23 protein-coding genes are annotated in these 24,813 nt (G+C 63.2%); 15 read left to right on the top strand and 8 right to left on the bottom strand.

All coding sequences use genetic code 11. The annotated features are described in order from the left end of the window. Positions 1-150 precede the first annotated feature (150 nt). Positions 151-1,860 (top strand): arylsulfatase, encoded by a 1,710-nt coding sequence (locus tag AB7008_RS27365; RefSeq protein ID WP_441259812.1) that lies wholly within the window; start codon positions 151-153, stop codon positions 1,858-1,860. 151 nt (positions 1,861-2,011) lie between these two features. Further along, positions 2,012-2,989, top strand: coding sequence for an HAD family hydrolase (locus AB7008_RS27360; RefSeq protein WP_441261250.1), 978 nt, complete (start codon positions 2,012-2,014; stop codon positions 2,987-2,989). Between the two features lie 238 nt (positions 2,990-3,227). Here the strand turns inward: AB7008_RS27360 and AB7008_RS27355 are convergent, their stop codons facing one another. Continuing rightward, positions 3,228-4,667 carry an outer membrane protein gene (locus tag AB7008_RS27355; RefSeq protein ID WP_441259811.1) on the bottom strand — a complete coding sequence of 480 codons (1,440 nt, stop codon included), beginning with the start codon at positions 4,665-4,667 and terminating at the stop codon, positions 3,228-3,230. Positions 4,668-4,827: 160 nt separating this feature from the next. Continuing rightward, entirely contained in the window at positions 4,828-5,166 is a 339-nt protein-coding gene (locus tag AB7008_RS27350; RefSeq protein ID WP_441259810.1) for a hypothetical protein, read from the bottom strand. Between the two features lie 396 nt (positions 5,167-5,562). Here AB7008_RS27350 and AB7008_RS27345 point away from each other — a divergent pair, with 396 nt between their 5' ends. Then, a complete protein-coding gene (locus AB7008_RS27345) occupies positions 5,563-6,681 on the top strand; it encodes a SphA family protein (protein WP_028156118.1) in 1,119 nt (372 codons plus the stop codon). Positions 6,682-6,952: 271 nt separating this feature from the next. Here the strand turns inward: AB7008_RS27345 and AB7008_RS27340 are convergent, their stop codons facing one another. Beyond that, positions 6,953-7,957, bottom strand: a complete 1,005-nt coding sequence (locus tag AB7008_RS27340; RefSeq protein ID WP_441259809.1) for an ATP-binding protein — start codon at positions 7,955-7,957, stop codon at positions 6,953-6,955. Between the two features lie 181 nt (positions 7,958-8,138). Here AB7008_RS27340 and yajC point away from each other — a divergent pair, with 181 nt between their 5' ends. Genes yajC through AB7008_RS27310 form a run of 6 tightly spaced genes read left to right on the top strand, consistent with a single transcriptional unit; the run spans position 8,139 to position 13,789 of the window. After that, entirely contained in the window at positions 8,139-8,513 is a 375-nt protein-coding gene (gene yajC, locus AB7008_RS27335; protein WP_028152339.1) for a preprotein translocase subunit YajC, read from the top strand. Positions 8,514-8,559: 46 nt separating this feature from the next. Next, positions 8,560-10,164 carry a protein translocase subunit SecD gene (gene secD, locus AB7008_RS27330; protein ID WP_028152340.1) on the top strand — a complete coding sequence of 535 codons (1,605 nt, stop codon included), beginning with the start codon at positions 8,560-8,562 and terminating at the stop codon, positions 10,162-10,164. An 11-nt stretch (positions 10,165-10,175) separates the two neighbouring features. Beyond that, positions 10,176-11,195, top strand: a complete 1,020-nt coding sequence (secF, locus tag AB7008_RS27325) for a protein translocase subunit SecF (protein WP_028156120.1) — start codon at positions 10,176-10,178, stop codon at positions 11,193-11,195. A gap of 60 nt (positions 11,196-11,255) precedes the next feature. Then, complete coding sequence (locus AB7008_RS27320; protein ID WP_028152342.1) at positions 11,256-11,639, top strand: Mth938-like domain-containing protein; 384 nt, start codon at positions 11,256-11,258, stop codon at positions 11,637-11,639. Further along, complete coding sequence (locus AB7008_RS27315; protein ID WP_304489929.1) at positions 11,636-12,499, top strand: phytoene/squalene synthase family protein; 864 nt, start codon at positions 11,636-11,638, stop codon at positions 12,497-12,499. Before AB7008_RS27320 ends, AB7008_RS27315 begins: the two co-directional genes overlap by 4 nt. A 45-nt stretch (positions 12,500-12,544) precedes the next feature. Continuing rightward, entirely contained in the window at positions 12,545-13,789 is a 1,245-nt protein-coding gene (locus tag AB7008_RS27310) for a threonine ammonia-lyase (RefSeq protein WP_248877726.1), read from the top strand. Positions 13,790-13,800: 11 nt separating this feature from the next. Here AB7008_RS27310 and AB7008_RS27305 read toward each other — a convergent pair whose 3' ends face one another. Then, positions 13,801-14,979: an aminotransferase class V-fold PLP-dependent enzyme gene (locus AB7008_RS27305; protein ID WP_304489928.1), complete on the bottom strand. Its 1,179-nt coding sequence runs from the start codon at positions 14,977-14,979 to the stop codon at positions 13,801-13,803. 229 nt (positions 14,980-15,208) lie between these two features. On the opposite strand from AB7008_RS27305, the gene AB7008_RS27300 reads away from it, so the two are divergent. From AB7008_RS27300 to AB7008_RS27280, 5 genes are all read left to right on the top strand, one after another. After that, positions 15,209-16,138, top strand: coding sequence for a LysR family transcriptional regulator (locus AB7008_RS27300; protein ID WP_441259808.1), 930 nt, complete (start codon positions 15,209-15,211; stop codon positions 16,136-16,138). Between the two features lie 113 nt (positions 16,139-16,251). Continuing rightward, on the top strand, positions 16,252-17,445 hold the full coding sequence (locus AB7008_RS27295; RefSeq protein WP_441259807.1) for a CaiB/BaiF CoA transferase family protein: 1,194 nt from the start codon (positions 16,252-16,254) through the stop codon (positions 17,443-17,445). Further along, the gene (locus tag AB7008_RS27290) at positions 17,442-18,383 is read left to right on the top strand and encodes a hydroxymethylglutaryl-CoA lyase (protein WP_304489927.1); all 942 of its coding nucleotides are present in this window, start codon (positions 17,442-17,444) and stop codon (positions 18,381-18,383) included. The genes AB7008_RS27295 and AB7008_RS27290 overlap by 4 nt, the downstream gene beginning before the upstream one ends. Before the next feature lie 39 nt (positions 18,384-18,422). Beyond that, entirely contained in the window at positions 18,423-19,757 is a 1,335-nt protein-coding gene (locus AB7008_RS27285) for an MFS transporter (RefSeq protein ID WP_304489926.1), read from the top strand. Between the two features lie 121 nt (positions 19,758-19,878). Continuing rightward, positions 19,879-20,352: a VOC family protein gene (locus AB7008_RS27280; RefSeq protein ID WP_038933037.1), complete on the top strand. Its 474-nt coding sequence runs from the start codon at positions 19,879-19,881 to the stop codon at positions 20,350-20,352. A 12-nt stretch (positions 20,353-20,364) separates the two neighbouring features. Here AB7008_RS27280 and AB7008_RS27275 read toward each other — a convergent pair whose 3' ends face one another. The 4 genes from AB7008_RS27275 to AB7008_RS27260 all read right to left on the bottom strand — a co-directional run bounded on the left by AB7008_RS27275 (position 20,365) and on the right by AB7008_RS27260 (position 23,828). Beyond that, positions 20,365-20,928 carry a CAP domain-containing protein gene (locus AB7008_RS27275; protein WP_248883429.1) on the bottom strand — a complete coding sequence of 188 codons (564 nt, stop codon included), beginning with the start codon at positions 20,926-20,928 and terminating at the stop codon, positions 20,365-20,367. Positions 20,929-21,019: 91 nt separating this feature from the next. Next, positions 21,020-22,114 (bottom strand): AMP-binding enzyme, encoded by a 1,095-nt coding sequence (locus AB7008_RS27270; protein ID WP_248877718.1) that lies wholly within the window; start codon positions 22,112-22,114, stop codon positions 21,020-21,022. Between the two features lie 7 nt (positions 22,115-22,121). Next, positions 22,122-23,549 carry a methylenetetrahydrofolate--tRNA-(uracil(54)-C(5))-methyltransferase (FADH(2)-oxidizing) TrmFO gene (gene trmFO / locus AB7008_RS27265; RefSeq protein ID WP_248877717.1) on the bottom strand — a complete coding sequence of 476 codons (1,428 nt, stop codon included), beginning with the start codon at positions 23,547-23,549 and terminating at the stop codon, positions 22,122-22,124. A 126-nt stretch (positions 23,550-23,675) separates the two neighbouring features. Then, on the bottom strand, positions 23,676-23,828 hold the full coding sequence (locus AB7008_RS27260) for a DUF1127 domain-containing protein (protein WP_007590701.1): 153 nt from the start codon (positions 23,826-23,828) through the stop codon (positions 23,676-23,678). Positions 23,829-24,468: 640 nt separating this feature from the next. On the opposite strand from AB7008_RS27260, the gene AB7008_RS27255 reads away from it, so the two are divergent. Beyond that, the gene (locus AB7008_RS27255) at positions 24,469-24,795 is read left to right on the top strand and encodes a hypothetical protein (RefSeq protein ID WP_014495083.1); all 327 of its coding nucleotides are present in this window, start codon (positions 24,469-24,471) and stop codon (positions 24,793-24,795) included. Positions 24,796-24,813 lie beyond the last annotated feature (18 nt).

The raw sequence follows: 24,813 nt of genomic DNA, 5'->3' as shown, positions 1-24,813 counted from the left end.
GCCACTCGCAACGCTGGAGGTCGTCAAGGTGCAGGTCGAGAGGGCCATGCTGACGGCCGCGGTAGGGGCGTCGGCAGCAGGTGCCTGTCCTGCTATGGCGCCGCCTGCGGGTAATACCCGTACCCACCCTGCTACTGAGGAGGATACATCATGAGCAATGATGAGAACTCGAGGAACTTGGAGAGCATTGCGGAGAAAACCGGCGGAGGATTGAAGCGTCGCGATCTATTATTGAGCGGCAGTTCGCTCGTCGCCGCTTCGGCGCTCACGGCTGTCGGGCTGACAACCACAGCGCAAGCACAGCAACCCGCGGCACCTGCGCCCGCTGCGGCCGGCCAGCGGCCGAACATCGTCTTCATCATGGGTGACGACATCGGCTGGTTCAACATAGGCGCCTACCACCAGGGCATCATGGCAAGCCGGACACCGAACCTCGACAAGCTCGCAGCGGAAGGCATGCGATTCACCGACTACTACGCTGAAGCGAGTTGCACGGCGGGTCGCGCCAACTTCATCACCGGCGAACTGCCGATCCGTACCGGGCTTACCACGGTCGGCCAGGCTGGCTCCCCGATCGGAATGCCTGCGCAGGCGCCGACGATCGCGACCGCGCTGAAATCCATGGGGTACGCCACGGGGCAGTTCGGCAAGAACCACCTCGGTGACCTCAACGAATTCCTGCCGACCATGCACGGCTTCGATGAGTTCTTTGGCTACCTGTATCACCTCGACGCGATGGAAGATCCGGCCCACCGCAACTACCCCCAAGCGCTCTTGGCGACAGTCGGTCCCCGCAACATGGTTCATTCCTGGGCGACCAACGTTGACGATCCGACGGTGCAGACGCGCTGGGGCAAGATCGGCAAGCAAAAGATTGAGGACGCCGGCACGCTTTATCCAAAGCGGATGGAGACGGTGGATGATGAAATCCTGAAAATCACATTCGACTTCATCGACAAGGCCAAGCGGGACAACAAGCCGTTCTTCGTCTGGCTCAACCCGACGCGCATGCACGTGGTCACCCACCTCTCGGAGAAATACGAGAACATGCGCAACTCTGACAACGGTTGGTCGGTTTCCGAGGGCGGGTTCGCCCAACTGGACGATATCGTCGGCGCCGTCATGAAGAAGCTCAAGGACGAGGGCTTCGACGACAACACGATCGTCGTGTTCACGACCGACAACGGCGCGGAGAACTTCACGTGGCCGGATGGCGGACAGACGCCGTTCGCGGGAGGCAAGGGAACTGCGCTGGAAGGCGGCTTCCGTGTGCCCTGCATGATCCGCTGGCCGGGCAGGGTACCGGCGGGAAAGGTCGAGAACGGCATTATGTCCGGACTCGACTGGTTCCCGACCTTCCTCGCCGCCGTCGGCAATCCGAATATCGCGGAAGAGCTGCGGAAAGGAAAGCAGCTCGGCGACAAGACCTACAAAGTCTACCTCGACGGCTACAACCAGATGGACCTGATTACCGGGAAAGGCCCGTCTGCCCGCCACTCGATCTTCTATTTCACGGAGGGCACGCTGAGCGCGGTGCGCCTCGACGACTTCAAGTATCGCTTTACTGATCAGCCGGGCGGCTGGTTGGGTGGCACGGTCAAGGTTGATTGGCCGATCCTCACCAATCTCCGCCTTGATCCCTTCGAACGCACGAACTTGCCCAGCGGCGATAAGGGGTCGTGGGCATTCTATAACTGGTTTGCCTACGAGTTCTGGCGATTCCAGTTCGTGCAGCAGGAGGTCGGCAAGCTCGCCCAAACTGCGATCGAGTTTCCACCGATGCAGAAGGGCGCGAGCTTCAACCTGGAAGCTGTCAAGGAGCAGATCGAGAAGGCCATGCACTCGCCCGCTGGCAAATAGCAAATAAATGTGCGGTGAGCGGGCGCTCCGCGTTGGAGCGCCCGTTTCTGGCCTTCACAATCCCTGCTCTCATTGTTGAAAGGGACCAGCCATGGCGATGCCTCGGGCTTTGTTCGGCGTCAACCGCCGCATCCTGCTGTCGTCGCCGGCGATGCTTCCGTTGCTCTCTGCCTCGCTTCGCTCGACCACGGCGGAGGCTCAAGTGCAGCGCGATCCGCTTCCGTCCTGGAACGACGGCGCGACCAAATCGTCAATCCTCGACTTCGTCGCGCGTGTCACGACGCAAGGCGGGCCCTATTTCGTACCGCCTGATCAGCGCATCGCAACCTTCGACAACGACGGAACGCTCTGGGTCGAACAGCCGATGTATGTGCAACTGGCCTTCGTACTCGACCGCGTAAAGGCTATGGCGCCAATGAATCCGGAATGGAAGACCAAGCAACCGTTCGCGGGGGTGCTGGACGGCGATCTGAAGGCGGTGATGGCATCCGGCGAAAAGGGATTGGTCGAACTGATTGCGGTGACGCATGCTGGCATGACCACGGCGGAGTTCGAGAAGATTGTCACGGATTGGCTGGCGACCGCGCGCGATCACCGCTTCAAGCGGCCGTATACCGAACTGGTCTATCAGCCGATGCTCGAACTGCTCGCCTATCTCCGGGCCGGCGGCTTCAAGACCTTCATTGTGTCAGGCGGCGGCATCGAATTCATGCGGCCCTGGACCGAGCGGATCTACGGGATACCGCCGGAGCAGGTTGTCGGATCGTCGATCAAGACCCGATTTGAGATCAAGGACGGTGCGCCAACGCTCTTCCGGCTGCCCGACATCAACTTCATCGATGACAAGTCCGGCAAGCCGATCGGCATCAACGAGCACATCGGCCGCCGTCCCATTGCCGCGTTCGGCAACTCCGACGGCGATCTCGAAATGCTGCAATGGACGACGCTCGGCGCCAGCGGCGCGCGGTTCGGCCTGATCGTTCACCATACCGATGCGGAACGTGAATATGCCTACGATCGCCAATCACATTTCGGCAAGCTTGATGTCGCTCTCGATGCTGCAGCGCTGAACAGGTGGACCGTCGTGGACATGAAGAAGGACTGGAAGCGCGTCTTTGCCTTCGACTGACATCCTCTAAGGACCCATAAGTGCCATCTGGACGGCCATAGCCCTTGGGCATCGTTACCGGCAAGACGCACCCAACGCATTCCGGACTTGCACACCGACCATCCTTGTCGCCTGCGGCATTGCGCTCACAAACGCAGGCTATTCGTTTTGATCGAAGTCGAGTTTGCCCGGTTAGCCGACGCAAACGCCCCTCTGCGGACACCGGGGCGCACGTCTGATTGTGCGTCAGGCCGCCACGTCATTTAACCGGGAATAGCAACGCGACAGTAGTTCGCAGTGACCAAGCCGGAGCGCCAGTCGGACGTATCACGTTGTAATAGGCTTGAATCGATGCGTTGACCGGTTGATCACCCACTCTGAAAACCCGACCGATACCGCCGCCGACCGGCACTGTCCACCGCTCCCCCGACGCCGCGAGCCAATCCGCGGTGATGATGGGTGATGTGTTCAGGTACCAGCCGTGCGGCATGTTGTAGTTGGCGAAGGGTTGGGCAAGGAAGGCGTTGACGGGCGGTCGCAGTGGATTGCCGCCGACCGACCACTGGTTATTGAGCAATACACCGATCACCCAATGTGGCGGCGTGACCACTAACACGGCCGTTGGACCGACCAAGAATTTACCGGTCCCGAGGATGGGATCGTTTGCGGACGGAACGGTGAAGACTGGTCCCACGCCCCAGATCAGCGGCCCGGGGTGGACGGGGGACAAAAACAACGATTGAGTAATGTCGCCAATCCCGTTGGTGTTGCTGTCGAAGAACGGACTCGGCTGGCTCACCAACGGAATGATGGTACGTGAGATTACGTTCCAGTCATCGTTTAAATGCATGGGCACGACGGGTTGAATGTTGAGTACTTCCTGGGTGCGATTGAATGGTCCGGTATTGAAATTGGTGTTGCTCTGAAACGGCACGCTGACCAAATCCGCGATCGGGTTTTGTGATTTCTTCTGTAGATCTTCGTCGTCTGAAGGCTCGTGGGAATGCTTCGGCGCCTCGGCCTCCGCGGGAAGGCCGCTTTCGAATTTATAGTTGATGCCAGCTTTGACCATTTGAAGGTCGCGGTTCAAAGCGACCGAGGGGAGGGTGGGAGAACGCCAGTTCGATAGCCCAAGATAATCGTATTCGAGTTTGACGGTCCAATGCGACTTGAAGCCGTATTCGATGCCAGCGCCCGCCAACCAGCCGGTGTTCGTGCTGGTCCCGTTCCAGGCGGCGCCGGGAAGGTTCACAGTCGCGCTGCTGTTGACCCAGCCGCCGCCAAGCTTGGCGAATACGAGCCATCGATCATCCACGAGGCCGACACGGCCCGCCACGGTGCCGATCCAGTGCTGGTCTACAAGGGCTAATGTCGGAGCAGGAAGGACCGGATGACCGAAGTCGGCTCCATCGAACTCACCTTCGACACCAAACAGAAAGTGACCCGCCTGGAAGTTATAGCCCGCCTGCACGCCTCCAACGAATTCGGTCAGGCCGCCATACAGATTGTTGCCGGGAATGTTCAGGCTGCCGTTGGCCCATCCCCCACCGAAGTTGGCACCAACATAAAACCCTCCCCAATTATACAATGGTGCCGCGATTGGTGCTTTGTATATCGGAGCTTTGACAGGCAGGTCGGACGCAAGAGCGGGGCCGCTCAACAATCCTGCCGCGATGCAAATGAGGAAAACTTTCTGCACTGTCGCCTCCTCAAGGTCGGCCACAACTCGCAAACATATGACCAAGGAGGTCTCTGACCAATCAACTTGTTTGATCTGCATCAAGCCTAGCTTGCTATGTCGATGCCGGTGACATTTCGGCCACAACGAAATTGAGGGTCTTCGTGCCGCTTCGTGTTCTTTAAGTGAACATTGCTGTCTGACTGACTTTGCGACCGTCTCCCGTTTGAGAATGCGCCGGGCGATCTGGCAGTGAAGCATTGGAATTTGTGGCCATAGCGGGCATCAGCATCGCGGCAGCACTATCTTGCTGCATGCCGTGGCTCGCCACATACATTAACCCAGGATTGAATTTGACTGCGGCGTCACCATCATTGGCCGGCGGACGAATAAGGCGCGGGGCCTTGGCGTGATCGCCTCTGGCGTGAGCATCGACGGCATCCTCGAATGGGCCAGCGGCCACAGGTGCGGCGAAGACTGACGCTGGAACGACGCCGACGAGCGTGAGCCTGAGGTTCATCGTCTGGCAAACTTTGCACTCGGTCACACTCGATTACCAATAGGCAGTTGTGAGGTTCAGTATGCGACTTAACGACGGCTGGCATCGCGTTGCAGCAAGAGACGCCGGCGAACGGCAACGCGAGCTTGCTTTTTTCTCACTCGTTGGTGTGGGGCCGAAAATAGAATCAGTGGCACAAACTGCATACTCAACATTTCCAGCCATGAGAGGGTTGCAGTAGGTCTGCCGTGGCGCCCGATCGGACTTGGGTTACCGAATGTGGCTCTTTGGTCGCAGCATTGATCTTTCTTGCGACAGCTCTATCCCCGTTGAATTTTACATGATGAGCCCCGGTCGCCTCAGGGGTACGCTGTCGCCGGATTCTATTCGGAGGCAACACTTCTTACGAGGCGCGACATGACGGGGAGCATTGCACTGGCTGCGGGGCAGAGTGAGCGACCGAAATCAGCACGTCGACGCAGACTTGGCGTTGCTGCATTCGTCTTGACGTCCGCGATCATTGGTTTTTCCCATTGTGCGTCGGCCGATGAAAACGGCATCAGCTTCTGGGTCCCCGGCTTCTTTGGAAGTCTCGCCGCCACGCCGCAGCAGCCGGGTTGGTCGCTGGCAAACATCTACTATCACACCTCTGTCTCCGCCGGCGCCGACGTCGCGCGTGCGCGCGAGTTCACGCTCAACAGGGTTCCGGCCAATGTTACCCTCAATGCAAATCTGAATTTGAACGTCAATGCCACGGGCGATCTTGGCTTTGTGATCCCAACCTATGTATTCGCGACGCCGGTGCTCGGCGGCCAGGCGTCGGTGTCCATGGTGGCGGCCTATGGCGTCGTCGGCACCAGCCTGGCGGGAACCTTGTCAGGCGTGGCCACGGGGCCGTTCGGCAACAGCGTCCCCTTCGCACGGTCCGACACCATCAGCGACACGACCTGGGGCTTTGGCGATCTGATACCGCTATTCTCATTGCGCTGGAACGCCGGCGTCCACAACTACATGACCTATATCACCGGCGACATCCCGGTTGGCGCTTACCAATCCAACCGCCTGTCGAACCTGGGCATCGGACACAGCGCGATCGATGCGGGCGGCGGCTACACCTATTTCAATCCGCAGACCGGCCACGAATTCTCCGGCGTGCTTGGCTTCACCTACAATACCAAGAATACAACAACGCAGTATCAGAGCGGCGTCGACATGCACTTCGACTGGGGTGCATCGCAGTTCCTGTCGAAGCAGGTCATGGTTGGCCTCGTGGGCTATGTCTACAAGGAGCTCGGCTGCGACAGCGGTTCAGGCGACCGTGTCGGCTGCTTCCAGTCCCAGGTGGTTAGCGTCGGTCCCCAGGTCGGATTCCTTTTTCCGGTCGGCGACATGCAGGGCTATCTCAACTTGAAGGCTTACGGAGAGTTTGCCGCAGAGAATCGTCCCCGTGGCTGGAATACCTGGGTCACCTTCTCTATCTCGCCGCCCACGCCCGGAGCACCTCCGACGACAAAGCCCATCGTCAGAAAGTATTAGCAGCAATCAAGCTGCGGCTTGTCAGTTTGCTGGTCATTCTTTGCAACACGCGGGCAACCGGTGGCACCTGGTCTCCGTCGAAGCTCTTTCCGCTGACCACCACCGAGGCCGTAGTGCCGGCGCGTAGCAGGCGTCGCCTTCGCGCGCGATTCCTTTGCGATCTTGCCCGCCGCGCCTGAAAGTACCGTCACGCCGACCCGGCACATGGTGACAAAGCAAGGCACGCGCCCTTCGGGGAAGGGCGGCACGTCGCCGGGTGGCGATCCGACCGCTAATTCACCGTCAGCTTTACACCGAGCCGTCCCGCGAGCTCCTGCACGAACTGCCAGGCGACCCGGCCTGAGCGGGAGCCGCGCGTGGTCGACCATTCCAGCGCCTCGCGCTCCAGCGCCTCGTCGTCGACCTCAATGCCGAAATGGCTGCAATAGCCCCGCACCATGGCCAGATATTCGTCCTGGCTGCACCGGTGGAAGCCGAGCCACAGTCCGAAGCGATCCGACAACGAGACCTTCTCCTCGACCGCTTCGCCGGGATTGATCGCGGTCGAGCGCTCGTTCTCGATCATCTCGCGCGCGAGCAGATGGCGGCGATTTGAGGTGGCGTAGAGGATGACGTTCTCGGGGCGACCCTCGATGCCGCCTTCGAGCACCGCCTTGAGCGACTTGTAGGACGCATCATTGCCGTCGAAGGACAGGTCGTCGCAGAACACGATGAAGCGGAAGGACGAGGCGCGAAGCTGTTCCATCAGCGCGGGCAGGCTCTCGATGTCCTCGCGGTGGATCTCGATCAGCTTCAGCTTGTCGGACGGTTTGCGCTCCGCGTTGATGCTGGCATGCGCCGCCTTCACCAGCGACGACTTGCCCATGCCGCGCGCGCCCCACAGCAGGGCATTGTTGGCCGGCAGGCCGTTGGCGAAACGCTCGGTGTTCTCCATCAGGATGTCGCGCATCCGGTCGACGCCCTTCAGCAGGAACAGCTCGACGCGGCTGACCCGTGGCACCGCAGCGAGGCGGCCGTCGGGGTGCCAGACATAGGCGTCCGCCCGCTCGAACGATTCGCGTTCGACGGCCGGCTTGCCCTGGGCGGCGAGGTGCGCCGCGATCGTCTCCAGCGCGCGGACGATACGATCCTGGGAGAGGTCCGGGGCTGCCTTGGCGACTGCCTCATCGACTGCCTTGGGGGGGGCCTTGGGACGTTTTGCCGCGACGCGGGCAGGCATCCTGGCAGGGGTACGGGGGCCTTTGCCGGCCGGGCTTTTGCTTGGTTTTTTGGGCATGTCCGAAGTTCCTGAGAATGCAGCCTTATCGGGCCTGAGGGCGCGCCGCAAGGCGGCCAAATCGCCGGTCTGGCAGCGTTGCAATTGGGGCAATGGCCGCTATAGTCCGCGCGAATTTGACCGAACCGGTCGCCTTTGAGGGCCTGACCGGTTTTCCCCCGTTTCCACGAGGATCGTCCGAATGTTCATTACCCCTGCGTTTGCCCAGGCCGCGGGCGCCGGCGACACCAACAGCATGTTGATGTCGCTGCTGCCGTTCGCCCTGATCTTCGTGATCATGTACTTCCTGATTCTGCGTCCGCAGCAGAAGAAGGTGCGCGACCATGCCGACCTCGTGAAGAACATCCGCCGCGGCGACACCGTCGTGACCTCGGGCGGCCTCGTCGGCAAGGTCACCAAGGTCGTCGACGACGACCAGATCGAGTTCGAGATTTCCGACGGCGTGCGCGTGCGGCAGATGCGCCAGATGATCTCCGGCGTGCGCGCCAAGGGCGAGCCGGCCAAGGAATCCAAGGATAGCAAGGAAGCCGCCAAGGACGACGCCGCGTCGAAGTGAGCGCTTCCGCGAGCATCCCAATCTCCTGATCTGACAGGTCCAGTCGATGTTGTATTTCACGCGGTGGAAGGCGCTCGGGATTATCCTGACGGCGCTGATCGTGTGCCTCTGCGCGGTGCCGAACTTCTTCCCCGAAGCGCAGGTCAAGACCTGGCCAGCCTGGGCGCAGCGCCGGCTCGTGCTCGGCCTCGACCTCCAGGGCGGCTCCTATCTGCTGCTCGAGGTCGATTCCAGCTACGTGAAGAAGGAGAGGCTGGACCAGGTCCGCGACGACGTCCGCCGGACGCTGCGTGATGCCAAGATCGGATTCACCGGCGGCGTGACCGTACGCAACGACGCGGCCGAGGTTCGCATCACCAAGGAATCCGACGTGCAGCCGGCGCTCGCCAAGCTGCGCGAGCTGTCCCAGCCGCTGGGCGGACTGATGGGATCCAGCGGTCAGCGCGACCTTGAGGTGACCGATGCCGGTGGCGGCGTGATCCGCCTGACGATCCCGCAGGCTGCGATGCTCGACCGCATGCGCAAGACCATCGAGCAGTCGATCCAGATCGTCGAGCGCCGCGTCAACGAGCTCGGCACCGTCGAGCCCGTCATCCAGCGACAGGGCAACGACCGCATCCTGGTGCAGGTCCCCGGTCTTCAGGATCCGACCCGCCTGAAGGAATTGCTCGGCAAGACCGCGAAGATGGAATTCCGCATGGTCGATGCGTCCGTGCCGCCGGATCAGGCGCAGCAGGGACGGTTGCCGCCGGAATCCGAGCTGCTGATGAGCGCCTCGCCGCCGCCCACGCCCTATGTGGTCAAGAAGCAGGTGCTGGTCGCCGGTGGGGACCTGACCGACGCCCAGGCGAGCTTCGACCAGCGCACGGGTGAGCCGGTCGTCAGCTTCAAGTTCAACACCTCGGGCGCGCGCAAGTTCGCGCAGGCCACGCAGGAAAACGTCGGGCTGCCCTTCGCGATCGTGCTCGACAACAAGGTGATCTCGGCGCCCGTCATCCGCGAGCCCATCACCGGTGGTCAGGGCCAGATCTCCGGCAATTTCACGGTGCAATCGGCCAACGATCTCGCGATCCTCTTGCGCGCCGGCGCACTGCCGGCGCCGCTCACGGTGGTCGAGGAACGCACCGTCGGTCCGGGCCTCGGCCAGGACTCGATCGAGAAGGGTGAGCTTGCGGCCTATGTCGGCTCGATCCTGGTCATCATCTTCATGCTGCTGACCTACCGGCTGTTCGGGGTGTTCGCGAACATCGCGGTGGCGATCAACGTCGCCATGATCTTCGGCCTGTTGTCGCTGCTCAACGCCACGCTGACGTTGCCGGGCATCGCCGGCATCGTGCTCACCGTCGGCATCGCGGTCGACTCCAACGTGCTGATCTACGAGCGCATCCGTGAGGAGCTGCGGGGCGGCCGCAATGCGATTTCGGCGATCGACGCCGGATTCAAGCGGGCGCTTGCGACCATCCTCGATTCCAACATCACCACCTTCATTGCCGCCGCCGTGCTGTTCTACATCGGCACCGGCCCGGTGCGCGGCTTTGCCGTGACGCTCGGTATCGGCATCATCACCACGGTGTTCACCGCCTTCACGCTGACCCGGCTGATCGTGGCCTGGTGGGTGCGGTGGAAGCGGCCGCAGAGCGTGCCGATCTAGGAGCTAAGACCGTGACTCACTACGTTCTCATCGGGCTTGGCATTCTCATTGCCGTTCTCACCGTGGTCGCAGCGCTCGGGCTGCTGCCTTCGCTGCGCATCGTCCCGGACGATACGCATTTCGACTTCACGCGCTTCCGCCGGATCAGCTTCCCGATCTCGGCGGCGCTGTCGATCGTCGCGATCACGCTGTTCTTTACCCATGGCCTGAATTTCGGCATCGATTTCCGCGGCGGCACGCTGCTGGAAGTGCAGGCCAAGTCCGGCGTCGCCGACATCGCCGCGATGCGCACGACGCTCGATGGCCTGCATCTCGGCGAGGTCCAGCTGCAGCAGTTCGGCGGCCCCGAGAACGTCCTGATCCGCGTCGCGGAGCAGCCGGGCGGCGACGCCGCCCAGCAGGAAGCCGTGCAGAAGGTGCGCGGTGCGCTCGGCGATTCCGTCGAATATCGCCGCGTCGAGGTGGTGGGACCGCGCGTTTCCGGCGAGCTGCTGGCCTACGGCATGCTCGGCCTGATGCTCGCGATCGTCTCGATCCTGATCTACCTCTGGTTCCGTTTCGAATGGCAGTTCGCGCTCGGCGCCATGATCGCCAACGTGCACGACATCGTGCTGACGATCGGCTTCATGTCGATCAGCCAGGTCGATTTCGACCTGACCAGCATTGCGGCCCTTCTGACCATTCTGGGCTACTCGCTCAACGACACCGTCGTCATCTACGACCGTATCCGCGAAATGCTGCGCCGCTACAAGAAGATGCCGATGCCGCAGCTGCTCAACGAGTCGATCAATTCGACCCTGTCGCGCTCGATCATCACCCACTTCACCGTGACACTGGCGCTGCTGGCTCTGCTGCTGTTCGGCGGCCATGCCATCCACAGCTTCACCGCGGTGATGATGTTCGGCGTGGTGCTGGTCGGCACCTATACCTCGATCTTCATCGCGGCCCCGATCCTGATCTATCTCGGCGTCGGCGAGCATCGCGAAGATGCGCCCGATACGGCTACGCCGGCGAAGAAAAACAAGGCATGATCCGAACCGCATGCCCTCGCAGGCGTTTGCGAGGGCGGTAAGCTCATTCGGACGAAGCACATGGCCGGCGATCCCAACGCACCGCATTTTCCCCGCTCGGCGCCGATCGAAGCCTATGGCAAGGGCGGCTTCGCCTTTGCCGGCATGTCGCATCGGGGATCGCTGCTCTGCCTGCCCGACGCGATCTGGGCCTGGGACGTGACGGACCCGACGAAGATCGACCGCTATTCGCTGGATCGCGTCTTCACCGCGGCCAACAGCATCGACACGCTTCTGATCGGCACCGGAACCGGCGTCTGGCTGCCGCCGCCGGACCTGCGGCAGGCGCTGAAGGCGGTGAGGGTGGTGCTGGATACGATGCAGACCGGTCCCGCCGTGCGCACCTACAACATCATGATCGGCGAGCGGCGCCGCGTCGCGGCCGCGCTGATCGCCGTGCCATGAGCAGCGCTGCGCCTCCGGCCGATTCCGTCGCCTTCTGCGCCGGCCTCGTGCGCAGCCATGACTTTCCGCGCTATGCCGCAACGCTGTTTGCGCCGGCCGCCGAGCGCCAGGCGCTGCTGGCTCTCTATGCCTTCAATGTCGAGATCGTCCGCGTCCGCGACCAGGTGAGCCAGCCCTTGCCCGGCGAAATCCGCCTGCAATGGTGGACCGACATGCTGTCGGGCCACGTCCACGGCAGCGCCGAGGGCAATCCGGTGGCGGCAGAGTTATTGCGCGCGATCCGCGATTTCGACCTGCCGGTCGAGCCGTTGTCGCTACTCGCCGACGAGCATCAGTTCGATCTCTACAACGATCCGATGCCGACCATGGCGGCTCTGGAGGGCTATCTGGACGCGACCTGTTCGGCATTGTTTGGCCTCGCAGCGCGGGTCATGGCGCCACCTTCGGAGGCGGCCGAGCATGTCGCAAGGCATGCCGGGCTCGCCCAGGGCATCGCGCAGGTGATTGCGAATCTGCCGCGCGACTCGGCGCACCGGCAACTGTTCCTGCCGCAGCAGCTGCTGGCGGCCCATGGCTGCCAGATGGAAGACGTGTTCGCCGGCAAGGAGACCCCAAATCTGCATGCGGTGCTGGGCCAGCTCGTGGGCGAAGCCGAGCAGCATTTGACGACGGCCTTGTCGTTGTTGCCGGAGGTGCCGGCGCCGGCACGGCCAGCGTTCCTGCTGCTGAGCCAGGTGCGGGGTGACCTCAAGCGCCTGTCGCAACCGGGGCGCAATCCGTTTGCGCCGCAGCCCCCGTCGCGGCTGCACACGCTATGGACGTTGTGGCGCGCTTCACGTTCCCGGGAATTTACCAAATAGCGGCCGGCTTATCGCCTCGAACGGCCAAATGCTCTATGCTGTCCTATGGCTGAGTTGTCCCAAAACATGTCCCCCGATCTCAGCGGCTTGCCGGTCGCTCTGGGCGACATTCGTGCCGCCGCCGACACCATCCGTGGCGCCGTCGTCGAGACGCCCTGCAGCTACAGTCGCACGCTGAGCAACATCTGCGGCTGCGACATCTGGCTGAAATTCGAAAACCTCCAGTTCACCTCCTCGTTCAAGGAGCGGGGGGCGCTGAACCGGCTCACCGCGCTGACTCCGGAGGAGCGTGCGCGCGGCGTCATCGCGATGTCGGCGGGCAACCACGCGCAGGGCGTCGCCTATCATGCCAAGCGGCTCGGCATTCCCGCCACCATCGTGATGCCGGTCGGCACGCCCATGGTGAAGGTCGAGAATACCAAGCACCATGGCGCCGAGGTGGTGGTGACGGGCGCAACGCTGGAGGAGGCGGCCGCCTATGCGCGCAGCCATGGCGAGGCCCGCGGCATGATCTTCGTCCACCCCTACGACGACCCGCTCGTCATCGCGGGGCAGGGCACTGTCGGGCTCGAGATGCTGAAGGCGGTGCCGGAGCTCGACACGCTGGTGGTCCCGATCGGCGGCGGCGGCCTGATCAGCGGCATCGGCATTGCCGCGAAATCGATCAAGCCGACGGTGCGGATTCTTGGCGTCGAGGCCTGGCTCTACCCCTCGATGTACAACGCCATCCATGACGGCAATCTGCCCGCGCGCGGCGACACGCTCGCCGAAGGTATCGCCGTGAAATCGCCGGGCAAGATCACGACCGAGATCGTCCGCCGCCTCGTCGACGACATCGCGCTGGTGAACGAAGCCGAGCTCGAGCGTGCGGTCGCGACCCTGATCTCGATCGAGAAGACCGTCGTCGAGGGCGCCGGCGCCGCCGGACTTGCCGCGCTGATGTCCGATACGTCCCGCTTTGCCGGCCAGAAGGTCGGCCTCGTCCTGAGCGGCGGCAACATCGACACGCGGCTGATCGCCTCCGTCCTGACGCGTGAGCTGGCGCGCGAGGGTCGGCTCACCCAGCTGTCGCTCGATATCCCCGACAGGCCCGGGCAATTGGCTGCCGTCGCCTCACTGCTGGCCGAGGCCGGCGCCAACATCATCGAGGTCTCGCATCAGCGGACCTTCTCCGATCTGCCGGCCAAGGCGACGCTGCTTCAGCTCGTCATCGAGACCCGCGACAGCGCGCATCTCGACGAGGTCATGGCCAAGCTCGGTGCATCCGGCTTGAGCGCGCGCTGCACCTGAGCGGCGCGTCACTATCGCGGCGCCAAACCCGCGAGGTGGCCGATCAGCCGGTCGATCTCGGCTTCCGTATTGTAGTAATGCGGGGAGGCCCGCACGACCGGCGGCAGCGAGCGGATCTCGGCATCGATGCGGGTGCTCGCCGGATCTGAAGCGCCGATGGTGATGCCCGCTGCAGCGGCGCTGCTGACGATGGCGTCCGCCTCATACCCATCCATCGTGAAGCTGACGATGGCGCCCGGTGCGCGTCCGAGGTCGCGAATGGTCACGCCGCGAACGGAGGCGAGGCCGCCGCGAAGGCGGTCCGCAAGCAGCCGGCAGCGCTGTTCGATCGGGCCGAGGCCGATCGCGAGCGCGTAATCGACGGCGGCTCCGAGACCGAGCCGCGCTGCGTAATTGTTCTCCCAGGTCTCGAAACGGCGCGCGTCGTCACGCAACCGATATTCATCGCGCGAGACCCAGGGCGCGGCGAAGTGATCGATCATCGGTGGCTCGAGCCGTTGCAGCAGCTCGCGACGGACGTAGAGAAAGCCCGTGCCGCGCGGGCCGCGAAGGAATTTGCGCCCCGTCGCCGACAGCATGTCACAGCCGATGGCGTCGACGTCGACCGTCATCTGGCCGACCGCCTGGCAGGCGTCGAGCAGATAAGGAATCCCGTGCGCCCGCGCGATTTTGCCGATCGCCGCCGCGGGATTGACCAATCCACCATTGGTCGGAACCCAGGTGATGGCGATCAGCTTCACGCGCTCGTCGATCATGCGCTCGAGCGCGTGGACGTCGAGCTCGCCGCTGGCATCGCTCGGCACGACATCGATGATCGCGCCCGTGCGCCTTGCGACCTGAAGGAACGCGACGTAGTTGGCAGCGTATTCCGCTTCGGCGGTCAGGATCCGATCGCCCTGGCGAAACGGAAGCGCGTAGAACGCCATCTGCCAGGCAATGGTCGCGTTCTCCATGAGGGCGATCTCATCGGGCGCGGCATTCAGAAGGCGCGCTACGGAGCCATAGACCGCATCGAGCCGATCGGACTCGCGGTCGGCAGCGGCATAACCTCCGATCTCGCCCTCCAGGTCGATGTGGTCCTTCATTGCCGCGATGACGGCAGTTGGCATGAGGGCCGCGCCGGCATTGTGGAGATAAGCGAGGCGGGAGGCGGCCGGGGTGTCGGAACGTATCCGGTCGATGTCGATCAAGTGCTGGTCTCCGCCTCTGCTGTCCCGATCCCATGAATTAGGCGCGTTGACGAGCGCGAGCAAGCTTATGTGAAGCTTGGAACAAAATGGCTAATTATTGCCTCATCTTGGTATTGGATTCCAGATCGGCGGCCATTCCCCCCGGATTTTGGGAAACCCGGTGACTTCGAACGCTATATCTTCCCGGATCGGGAAACAGACCATGCAAGAGAAAACGCAATCCCGCTCAATGACCGGGACGCCCAGGACCAACATCACCCGACGGATCGACCTCACGACCCTCAGGCTGTTCATCGCCATTTGTGAGGAAGGCAATTTGACGCGCGCCTCGCAGCGCGAGGCGATCGCGCCCTCTGCTGTCAGCAAACGCATGCATGACCTCGAGGAGGTGCTCGAGGTCGCGCTGTTCGAGCGGCATCCCAACGGCATGGCGCTGACGCCGGCCGGTGAATCGCTGCTTCATCATGCGCGCGTGACGCTGCTCAACGTCGAGAAGATCGCCGTCGACATGGCCGAGCATGCGCGCGGCGTGCGCGGGCATGTGCGGATGCTGGCCAATTTGTCGTCGATCGTCGAGTTCCTTCCCGACGATCTGCCCGGCTTCTTTCGCTCCCACGAGCTGGTGCGGCTCGATCTGCAGGAGCGTCCGAGCGCCGATGTGGTTCGCGGCGTCGAGGAGGGCGTGGCCGAAATCGGCATCTGCTCGGCCGACGTGTCGACGCGCGGGCTGGAGCGGTTCTCCTATCGGCGGGACCGCCTCGTCATCGTGGTGCGATCCGATCATCCGCTCGCGTCGGCAAGAGACGTTTCGTTCGCCGACACACTCGACTACGACCATGTCGGCCTGTTTGCGACCAGCTCGATCTATCTGCGCTCGCAATACACCGCGCAGCAGATCGGAAAGTCGATCCGATTGCGGGTCCACGTCCCGGGTTTTGATGCGGTGTGCCGGATGGTGCAGGCCGGCATGGGTATCGGCCTCATTCCCGACCGTGCGTTCCAGGTCCTCAGTCACGGCATGAACCTGACGGCCGTCGAGTTGAGCGACGACTGGGCCGATCGCGAACTGGTGCTGGTGGCCAGGGATCCCGCGGGACTGTCGGCGACGAGCCAGTTGATGCTCGATCATCTGCGATCGCCCGGAACCAAGCCTCACTGACTGCGGCCTTCGTGTCGTTCGTCATCCGCGAACGCGTGTTCATCAAAGGATATTGGACTTAGGGCCCTGCGCTCGGCGACACCACGATCAAAGACGATCGAGGAGCGCCAGACGTGGACGGACCATTATCCGGAATACGAGTCGTCGAACTCGGAACTTTGATCGCGGCACCATTTGCCGCGCGGCTCTTTGCTGAGTTCGGCGCCGAAGTCATCAAGATCGAGCAGCCTGGCAGTGGCGATCCCCTGCGCAGATGGCGCAAGCTGCATCAGGGCACCTCGCTTTGGTGGTACCTGCAATCCCGCAACAAGAAGTCGATCGCGATCGATCTGAAATCGCCTGACGGCCGCGACGTCGCGCTGCGGCTGGCCGCGCAAGCCGATGTCGTGATCGAGAATTTCAAGCCAGGGAGCCTTGAGAAGCTCGGCCTCGGTTGGGACGTGCTCTCAAAGCTCAATCCGGACCTGACACTGGTCCGCATCTCCGGCTACGGGCAGACCGGCCCTTATCGCGACCGCTCCGGGTTCGGCGCGATCGGCGAAGCTATGGGCGGGCTGCGCTTCACCACCGGCGATCCCGACAGCCCGCCGGCCCGGGTCGGCATCAGCATCGGCGACAGCCTTGCGTCGCTTCATGGCGTGATCGGCGCGCTGATGTCGCTGCTTCGTGTCAAGACGGGGCAGGGGCGAGGGCAGGTGGTCGACGTCTCGCTCTATGAGAGCGTGTTCAACCTGATGGAGAGTCTCGTCCCCGAATATGACCTCATGGGTCATGTCAGGACCCGCACCGGCGGCGCCCTGCCGGGCATCAGTCCATCCAATACATATACCAGCTGCGACGGGCGCCATGTCGTGATCGCCGGCAACAGTGACGCGATCTTCAAGCGCTTGATGCTGGTCATCGGGCGGCCGGACCTTGCCGACGATCCGGCCCTTGCCAGCAATGACGGACGTGTCCGCAGCAACGCCTTGCTCGATGCTGCCATCACCGCATGGACCTCGGAGCGAACGATGGACGAGATCCTCGCTCACCTCGATGTGGCCGATGTTCCAGCGGGCCGGATCTATTCCGTAGCTGATATTGTCGACGATCCCCATTACGCCGCCCGCGAGATGATCCTGCCGACCGAGCTGCCGGGCGACGTCACCGTAAAGATGCCGGGCATCGCGCCAAAGCTCTCCGACACCCCGGGCGCCGTCAAATGGCCTGGCCCGACGCTGGGGCAGCATACCGACGAGGTGCTCGCGGGCCTCGGCATGCAGGCGGGTGACATCGCGCAGCTGCGCCGGAGCGGAGCGGTGCAATGACGGCAACGCCACCGGACATCCTGATCCAGGAGGTCGCTCCGCGCGACGGCCTTCAGATCGAAGCGAAGTGGGTCGAGACCAGCGAAAAAATCCGCTTGATCGATTCGCTCTCTGCGATCGGCTTCGGCCGCATTGAGGTCTCGTCATTCGTGTCAGCGGCGGCCGTGCCGTCGCTGCGCGATGCCGCGGACGTCTTCGCCGCCATCGAGCGACGGCCCGGCACGATCTATACGGCGCTGATCCCGAACCGGAAGGGTTCCGAGCTGGCGCTGGCCGCACGTGCGGACGAGCTCAATTTCGTGATGTCGGCGAGCGAGACGCACAACCGTGCCAACATGAACATGACGCATGCGGTGTCGCTGGCGTCGCTCGGCGAGATCGTGAAGCCGGCCCATTCAGGCGGCGCGTTGGTCAACGCGACGGTTGCGACCGCGTTCGGCTGTCCGTTCGAAGGCCTGCAGCCTCTCGAGAGGGTGCTCGATATCGTCAAGCGCTATCTCGATCTCGGGGTCGACGGCGTCACGCTTGCCGATACCACGGGCATGGCCAATCCCAATCAGGTTTCGCAGCTGGTTGCCGAGGTCTTGATGCTGGTCCCTGCGGACATGCTCACGCTTCACTTCCACAACACGCGCGGTCTCGGGCTGGTTAACGTCCTCGCGGCCTATGACACCGGCGCGCGCCGCTTTGACGCTGCGCTGGGCGGCCTCGGCGGATGTCCATTTGCGCCGGGCGCCACCGGCAATGTCTGTACCGAAGATCTCGTCAATCTCTGCGACGAGACGGGCTTGCGAACCGGTCTCGATTTGCAGCGCTTGATCGATCTCTCGTTCCGGTTGCCTGGACTGGTCGGACACGAGGTGCCGGGACAGGTCGCCAAGGCCGGCCGTCCCCTCGATCTGCATCCCATACCCGAGCGGCTGCGACGCTCGGGCTGAGCGACCACGATCAAAATTCAAAACACATTGGAGGAAACCATGACGATTGCCACGGCGGCGACTGCCGACCTCGATACTGAACTCACAGAGCATCAGGTCATCAAGAAGATTGCGTGGCGGCTGATGCCGCTGATCATCGTCTGCTACTTCTTTGCGTTCTTCGACCGCGTCAACATCAGCTTTGCCAAGGCTGCGCTGCAGGCCGATCTCGGCCTCAGCAACACAGCCTACGGATTTGGCGCCAGCCTGTTCGTCGTTGGTTACGTCCTGCTGGAAGTGCCGAGCAACATGCTGCTCTATCGTTTCGGCGCGCGGCGCTGGATCGCCCGCATCATGATTTCCTGGGGGCTGGCGACGGCGGCGATGGTCTTCGTTCACAGCGAGTGGCAGTTCTATGCGCTGCGCTTCGTGATCGGCGCCATGGAGGCGGGATTTGCGCCCGGCATTCTCTATTACCTGACACTCTGGTTTCCAAAATCGCATCGCGGCCGCATGACGTCCGTGTTCTTTCTCGCCACTGCATTCTCGGGGATCATCGGCGCGCCGATCTCGGGTCTCATCCTCAACTATCTGAACGGGCTGCACGGTCTGGCCGGTTGGCAATGGCTGTTTCTGGCTGGCGGCATTCCCTGCGTTGCGCTTGGCTTCGTCGTGCTGCTGCGCTTCGACGACGGGATCGAGCAGGCCGAATGGTTGAGCGACGACGAGCGCCGGTTGATCTCGGTTCAATTGGACCGCCAGAAGAGCGAGATCGGCGAGCATTCGGCATGGCGCTCGCTGCTCATGCCCGGCGTGCTGCTGCTCGGATTCATCTACTTCCTGATCCAGATCGCCTCCTACGGCCTCAATTTCTGGGCGCCTGACCTGATCAAAGCGGCCGGCGGAGGCAGTGCAGCCGCGATCGGGTTCCTGACCGCCGTACCCTATATCTGCGGCGCCATCTGCATGATCGTCGTAGGCCGATTGTCGGATGCATCAGGCGAACGCCCGAAATTTGTCGCAGCCTTGGTTCTGACCGCGGCCGTGGGCTTCTTCGCGTCCGGTGCATTCGACAGGAATGTTGTCACCCTGGTTGGCGCGCTTGCCATCCTGGGGGCCGGCGTGGTTGCGGCCATTCCGACATTCTGGACGCTGCCTCCGAAGATCCTCACCGGCGCGGGCGCAGCCAGCGGAATTGCGCTCATCAACACGCTGGGGCAGGTCGGCGGCATCGTCAGCCCGGTCATGGTCGGCTCGGTCAAGGATGTGACCGGCAGCACGACGCCGGCGCTCTATGTCATCGGCGGCTTGTGCGTGCTCTGCGCGGTGTTGTTGCTGACGGTGCTTCCGCGAGACCTGAAAGCCAGGGACGTGGCGGAACCCCGGGTCACATAGGCCGCGGCATTGGGCGCCTTGGTGAGGCGCATTCAAGAGGGTATCTAGGCGAATGACATCGCACCGCCGTCCATTCTCAATGGATGGCGGTGTGATGGCCTGGAACCGAAGGGGACGCGCAATGGCGAAGAACACGATTTGCCTCTGGTACGACAAGGACGCCGAGGCGGCCGCCCGCTTCTACGCCGAGACGTTCCCCGACAGCGCAGTGAGCGCCATTCACCGCGCGCCCAGCGACTACCCGTCGGGTAAGGCCGGCGACGTGCTCACCGTCGAGTTCACCGTGGCCGGCGTCGCCTGTCTCGGCCTCAACGGCGGTCCGATCTTCAAGCACAACGAGGCTTTCTCGTTCCAGATCGCGACTGACGATCAGGAAGAGACCGACCGCTACTGGAACGCCATCATCGGCAATGGCGGGCAGGAGAGCGCCTGTGGCTGGTGCAAGGACAGATGGGGCCTCTCCTGGCAGATCACGCCGCGGGTGTTGACTGAGGCACTGGCGGCCGGTGGCGCCGAGGCAAAGCGCGCCTTCGATGCGATGATGGGGATGACGAAGATCGACGTCGCCGCGATCGAGGCCGCCCGCCGCGGCTGAAATCATCTCGCCTCAGATGCAGAGGCCGAGCAGCTTGACGTGGCAGCCGCTGGATTTGGGCTTGCTGGCGGGGGCGGCCTCGCGCTTCACGGCAACCAGCGGCTCCCCGTCGTTCTTGCCTTTACCTTTGCCCTTGCCCTTCGGCTCGTAGTCGCCCGCGATCACCATGGCCCAATAGGTTCGCTTGCCGCTGGCATTTTTGGCGCTTGCGATGCCGACGCGGGAGGCGTTGTGCAGCAGCAGGTTCTTGCGATGCCCGGACGAGTCGATCCACTGTCCGAGCGTCTTCTCGAAATTGTCGTAGCCGTAGGCGATGTTCTCGGCTGCGCGGCCCGCGCCGGCCGGTGCGACGCGCCGGTTGAACGGGCCGAGCGCGTCGTGGCTGAGGTCGTCCTTCGCCGCCATCGCGCGGGCCTGGTCCATGGCGATGCGGTCGAGGGTCGAATCGCGGACGACGCGGACCTCACCGTGCTTGAGGCGAAAGCTGGAGATCAGCTCGGCCGGGGAGTCGGCCATCGCGGGCGCGGCCGCGAGCAGCACAAGGCCAGCGATCACGCCGCCAACCACACGATGCATCATCATCCCCCGAATGCCCATGACCCGCCGCCCGAATGATCCGATCGCTTCTCTATCGCCAATGTGGACGCTTCAAGGCGCGAGCACCCCGTCAGCTCGCCGACAGGTCGGCCTCGAAGTTGAAACGGTCCCGCAGGTTCTTCCGCTGTTCCAGGATGTCCTTGAGGAAGGCACGGTCCTGGTCGTTCTTCATCATCGGCTCGATCAGGTCGAGCTGGTTCATGGCGACCAGTTGCAGGATCTCGGTCCGCGGCTTGCCGCTGGTATCGCGGGGCAGCGCGTGTACGACCTGGATGTGCTCCGGCGGCTTTGGACCCTTGGCGGCCGAAAGTTCGCTGCGAAGCTCGCCTTCAAGCGTGGCCTGATCGGCCTCGACGAAGGCATAGAGCCCGACGCCGGAGCGGCGGTCGGCGAAGGCGACGATGGCGGTGTCGCGCACGGCCGGGTTCTTGCGGATCAGCTCGGCCAGCACCGGCGCGTCGTTGACCAGCCGGCGGCCGCCACCCTCGCGGTCGGTGAAGTTGAACAGGCCGCGCGTGATCGCGCGATAGACCTTCTTGCCGGTCGCGAGCCACAGGCTGGCGGCGAATGACTTCTTCGCCAGGATTTTTCGCTCGCGTGGCGTCAGCGCCTCGGGTGCGTAGGAACGCTTGTGCTTGAGCAGATGCCGAAGGTCCTCGTAGGCGAGGATGCGGTAGAGCCGGCCACGTCGGTTGAAGCAGGCCGCGAGCTGGAAGTCGGTCACGTAGGCGCGGCCGTCGCGGCCGACCAGCCAGTTCTGCTCCTTGGCGAGATCGTTGTGGCAGATGCCGGCACGGCGCAGCCGGCGTAGCGCCGCCTTGGCCGAGCGGAAATAGGCGAGGTCGCCATGCGGCTTGGCAAGATGCAGCGCGACGCCGTCCACGAAGCCGCGGACAAGCGCGCGGCGTCCGGCCCAGAGTAGCTCAGGGCCGACGTTCAGCCCCTTGGCGAGGGCCAGCGCATGCTTCTCGCGGGCGAACAGATGACGCGCCAGCACGAAGGACCACCACGGCACTTCGTCGAGCCGGCGCAGCACGGCGTCGACCTCGCCGCTGTCGCCGCGGAAGCGGCCGCGCTCGACGGTCGAGAACACGTCGCGCTTGAGCAGCACGCCCTCGGTCCAGCGCGCCGACAGAGTTGCGGCGTCGTCTTTGGGAAGACTCATCGAAAACTCACGCGGCTGTTGCGATGCGCAGATGATCGGCGATCCAGCGATCGAGATCGGCGAGCGCCAGCGCGCTCATCGCCTGTTTCTTGGCCACCGTTTTCTCGTTGCCGCGGAGGCGGGTGCCGTCGGGCTTCTTCGTCGGAGCATTCGCAAGCGGCGGGAACAGGCCGAAATTGATGTTCATCGGCTGGAACGAGCGCGTACCGGGCTCGATGGTCTCGATATGCCCGCCGGTGATGTGACCGAGCAGCGAACCCAGTGCCGTCGTAGCAGGCGGGCTCGCCAGCGTCTCGCCGCGCGCATCCGCTGCCGCATAGAGACCGGCGATCAGGCCGACGCTGGCGGATTCCACGTAGCCCTCGCAACCGGTCATCTGACCGGCGAAGCGCAGCCGCGGCTGCGCGCGCAGGCGCAGCTGGCCGTCGAGCAGCTTTGGCGAATTGAGGAAGGTGTTGCGATGCAGGCCGCCGAGGCGGGCGAATTCGGCCTTCTCCAGCCCCGGAATGCTGCGGAAGATGCGCTGCTGCTCGCCGTATTTCAGCTTCGTCTGGAAGCCGACGATGTTGTACAGCGTGCCGAGCTTGTTGTCCTGGCGCAGCTGCACGATGGCGTAGGCCTTCGTGGCGGGATCGTGCGGATTGGTGAGGCCGACCGGCTTCATCGGGCCGTGGCGCAACGTCTCGGGGCCGCGCTCCGCCATCACCTCGATCGGCAGGCAGCCGTCGAAATAGGGCGTGTTGGTCTCCCATTCCTTGAACTCGGTCTTCTCGCCAGCGATCAGCGCGGCGACGAAGCCGTCATACTGCTCCTTGGTCATGGGGCAGTTGATGTAGTCGGCGCCGGTGCCGCCGGGGCCGACCTTGTCATAGCGCGACTGGAACCAGGCCACCGACATGTCGATGGACTCGCGATGCACGATCGGCGCGATCGCGTCGAAGAAGGCGAGCGCGTTCTCGTCGGTAAGCTCGCGAATGGCGTCGGCGAGTGGGGCGGAGGTGAGGGGGCCGGTCGCAACGATGACGTTGCTCCAGTCGGCCGGTGGCAGGCCTGAAACCTCGCCGCGGGCGATCTCGATCAGGGGGTGGTCGTTGAGCGCCTTTGTGACGGCCGCCGAGAAGCCGTCGCGGTCGACCGCGAGCGCGCCGCCGGCGGGCACTTGGTTGGCGTCGGCCGCGCGCATGATCAGCGAGCCGAGCCGGCGCATTTCAGCGTGCAGCAGGCCGACGGCGTTGTTGGCGGCGTCGTCCGAGCGGAACGAATTGGAGCAGACGAGCTCGGCGAGCCCATCAGTGCGGTGCGCCTCGGTCATGCGGTCCGGCCGCATCTCGTGCAGCACCACGGGCACGCCGGATTTGGCGACCTGCCAGGCGGCTTCGGAACCGGCAAGGCCGGCGCCGATCACGTGCACAATGTTGGATTGGGGTCCTGTCATGGGGCGGACAGGTAGCGCTTTTCGGCGGTCAGTGGAATCGCCGAGATGGAGTTTTCTGCCATCAGAAACGACAACGCCCGCACGAGGCGGGCGCTATCGGTTCGTCCGGTGAAGGGCTGAACGAAATCAGCCCTGATACTGACCGGCGGCAACGCGCGGGATGTCCGAGCGATCGAGGCCGATGTCGGCCAGTTCGCGATCGCTGAGCTGGGACAGCTCGGCAACATTGCGCTGATAGTCCCGGAAAGCCTGGATCATGCGGATGAGCGAGAGCAGCATTGGTAGTCTCCTGTAGTTCGATTCAGCCCTTGCCCGGGCCTCATCGTTGAAATGAATATAGGTGAGAGTGGTGCAGTGCGAAAGTTCCGATGTTGCGATGCAGCTAAGCGCAAGGTGCATGGCGGCGGTAACGGACGATTAACCCGGGAGCACTCTCGCCCAAAGGGTAGGCGAAATAGCGAATGCTTTGCCATAAATCACCGTGAATTCACGGGTTTACTGCAAACAATCTCGTTACCGGTGAAATGGAAATAGGTAGGGTTCCAACTGTTCTCAAGGCGATCAGTCAGCGTCTGCGCCCAAGTCTCGCATGCGCGAATCGCATGATGGTGGAACTATAAATATGAATTTAAGTTCATTTATATGAAAGATGCCACGCGACCGGGTCCGGGCGATCCGACTCGCTCTGGGCTGGCGTATCGCCAGACGAGCGGGCAAGGAGCCTGCCGAAACTCATCCTGACGCATTTCAGACCGCAACCGCCTCGTTGGTGCGGTGCACACACGCCGAACGTGTGGCGTTCATTACGAGGGTGTAATGAAAATCAGAAACTTCGCATGGTGCCTCTGCGCTGCGCGCAACATCACGCAATTCTCGCGAGAAATTTATTGCGGCAAGTTGCCGCGCCCGGAGAAAAGTCATGTCGCAGATTCCGGCAATGTCGCTGGCTCTGTCCCAAGAAGAAGAGAAGGAAAGTAACATCATGACGAAGTTACTCGGGGTTATCGCAATTGCCGCCGTCGCGTTCGCCGTCGCGCCGGCTCAGGCCGCCAAGCACGCCATGGGCGGTTGCAGCTCGGCCAATCTGGAGAAGACGGAGACTGCGATCGAGAACATGGCGGACGGCGACAGCAAGTTCGTGGCGCAGAAGGAGATCGCGGCTGCGCAGGACGCGCTGCTCAACGGCAAAATGGGTGTGTGCGGCGCGCACCTGAACAAGGCGATGAACGCCACCATGGGTAAGTAAACGCACCAAGAGAGGGCC

The sequence above is a fragment of the Bradyrhizobium sp. 521_C7_N1_3 genome (genome assembly GCF_052075975.1).
In the GTDB taxonomy this organism is placed as follows: Bacteria; Pseudomonadota; Alphaproteobacteria; order Rhizobiales; family Xanthobacteraceae; genus Bradyrhizobium; species Bradyrhizobium japonicum.
Note: the sequence above shows the minus strand (reverse complement) of the source record. Positions and strands in the feature narration are given on the sequence as shown.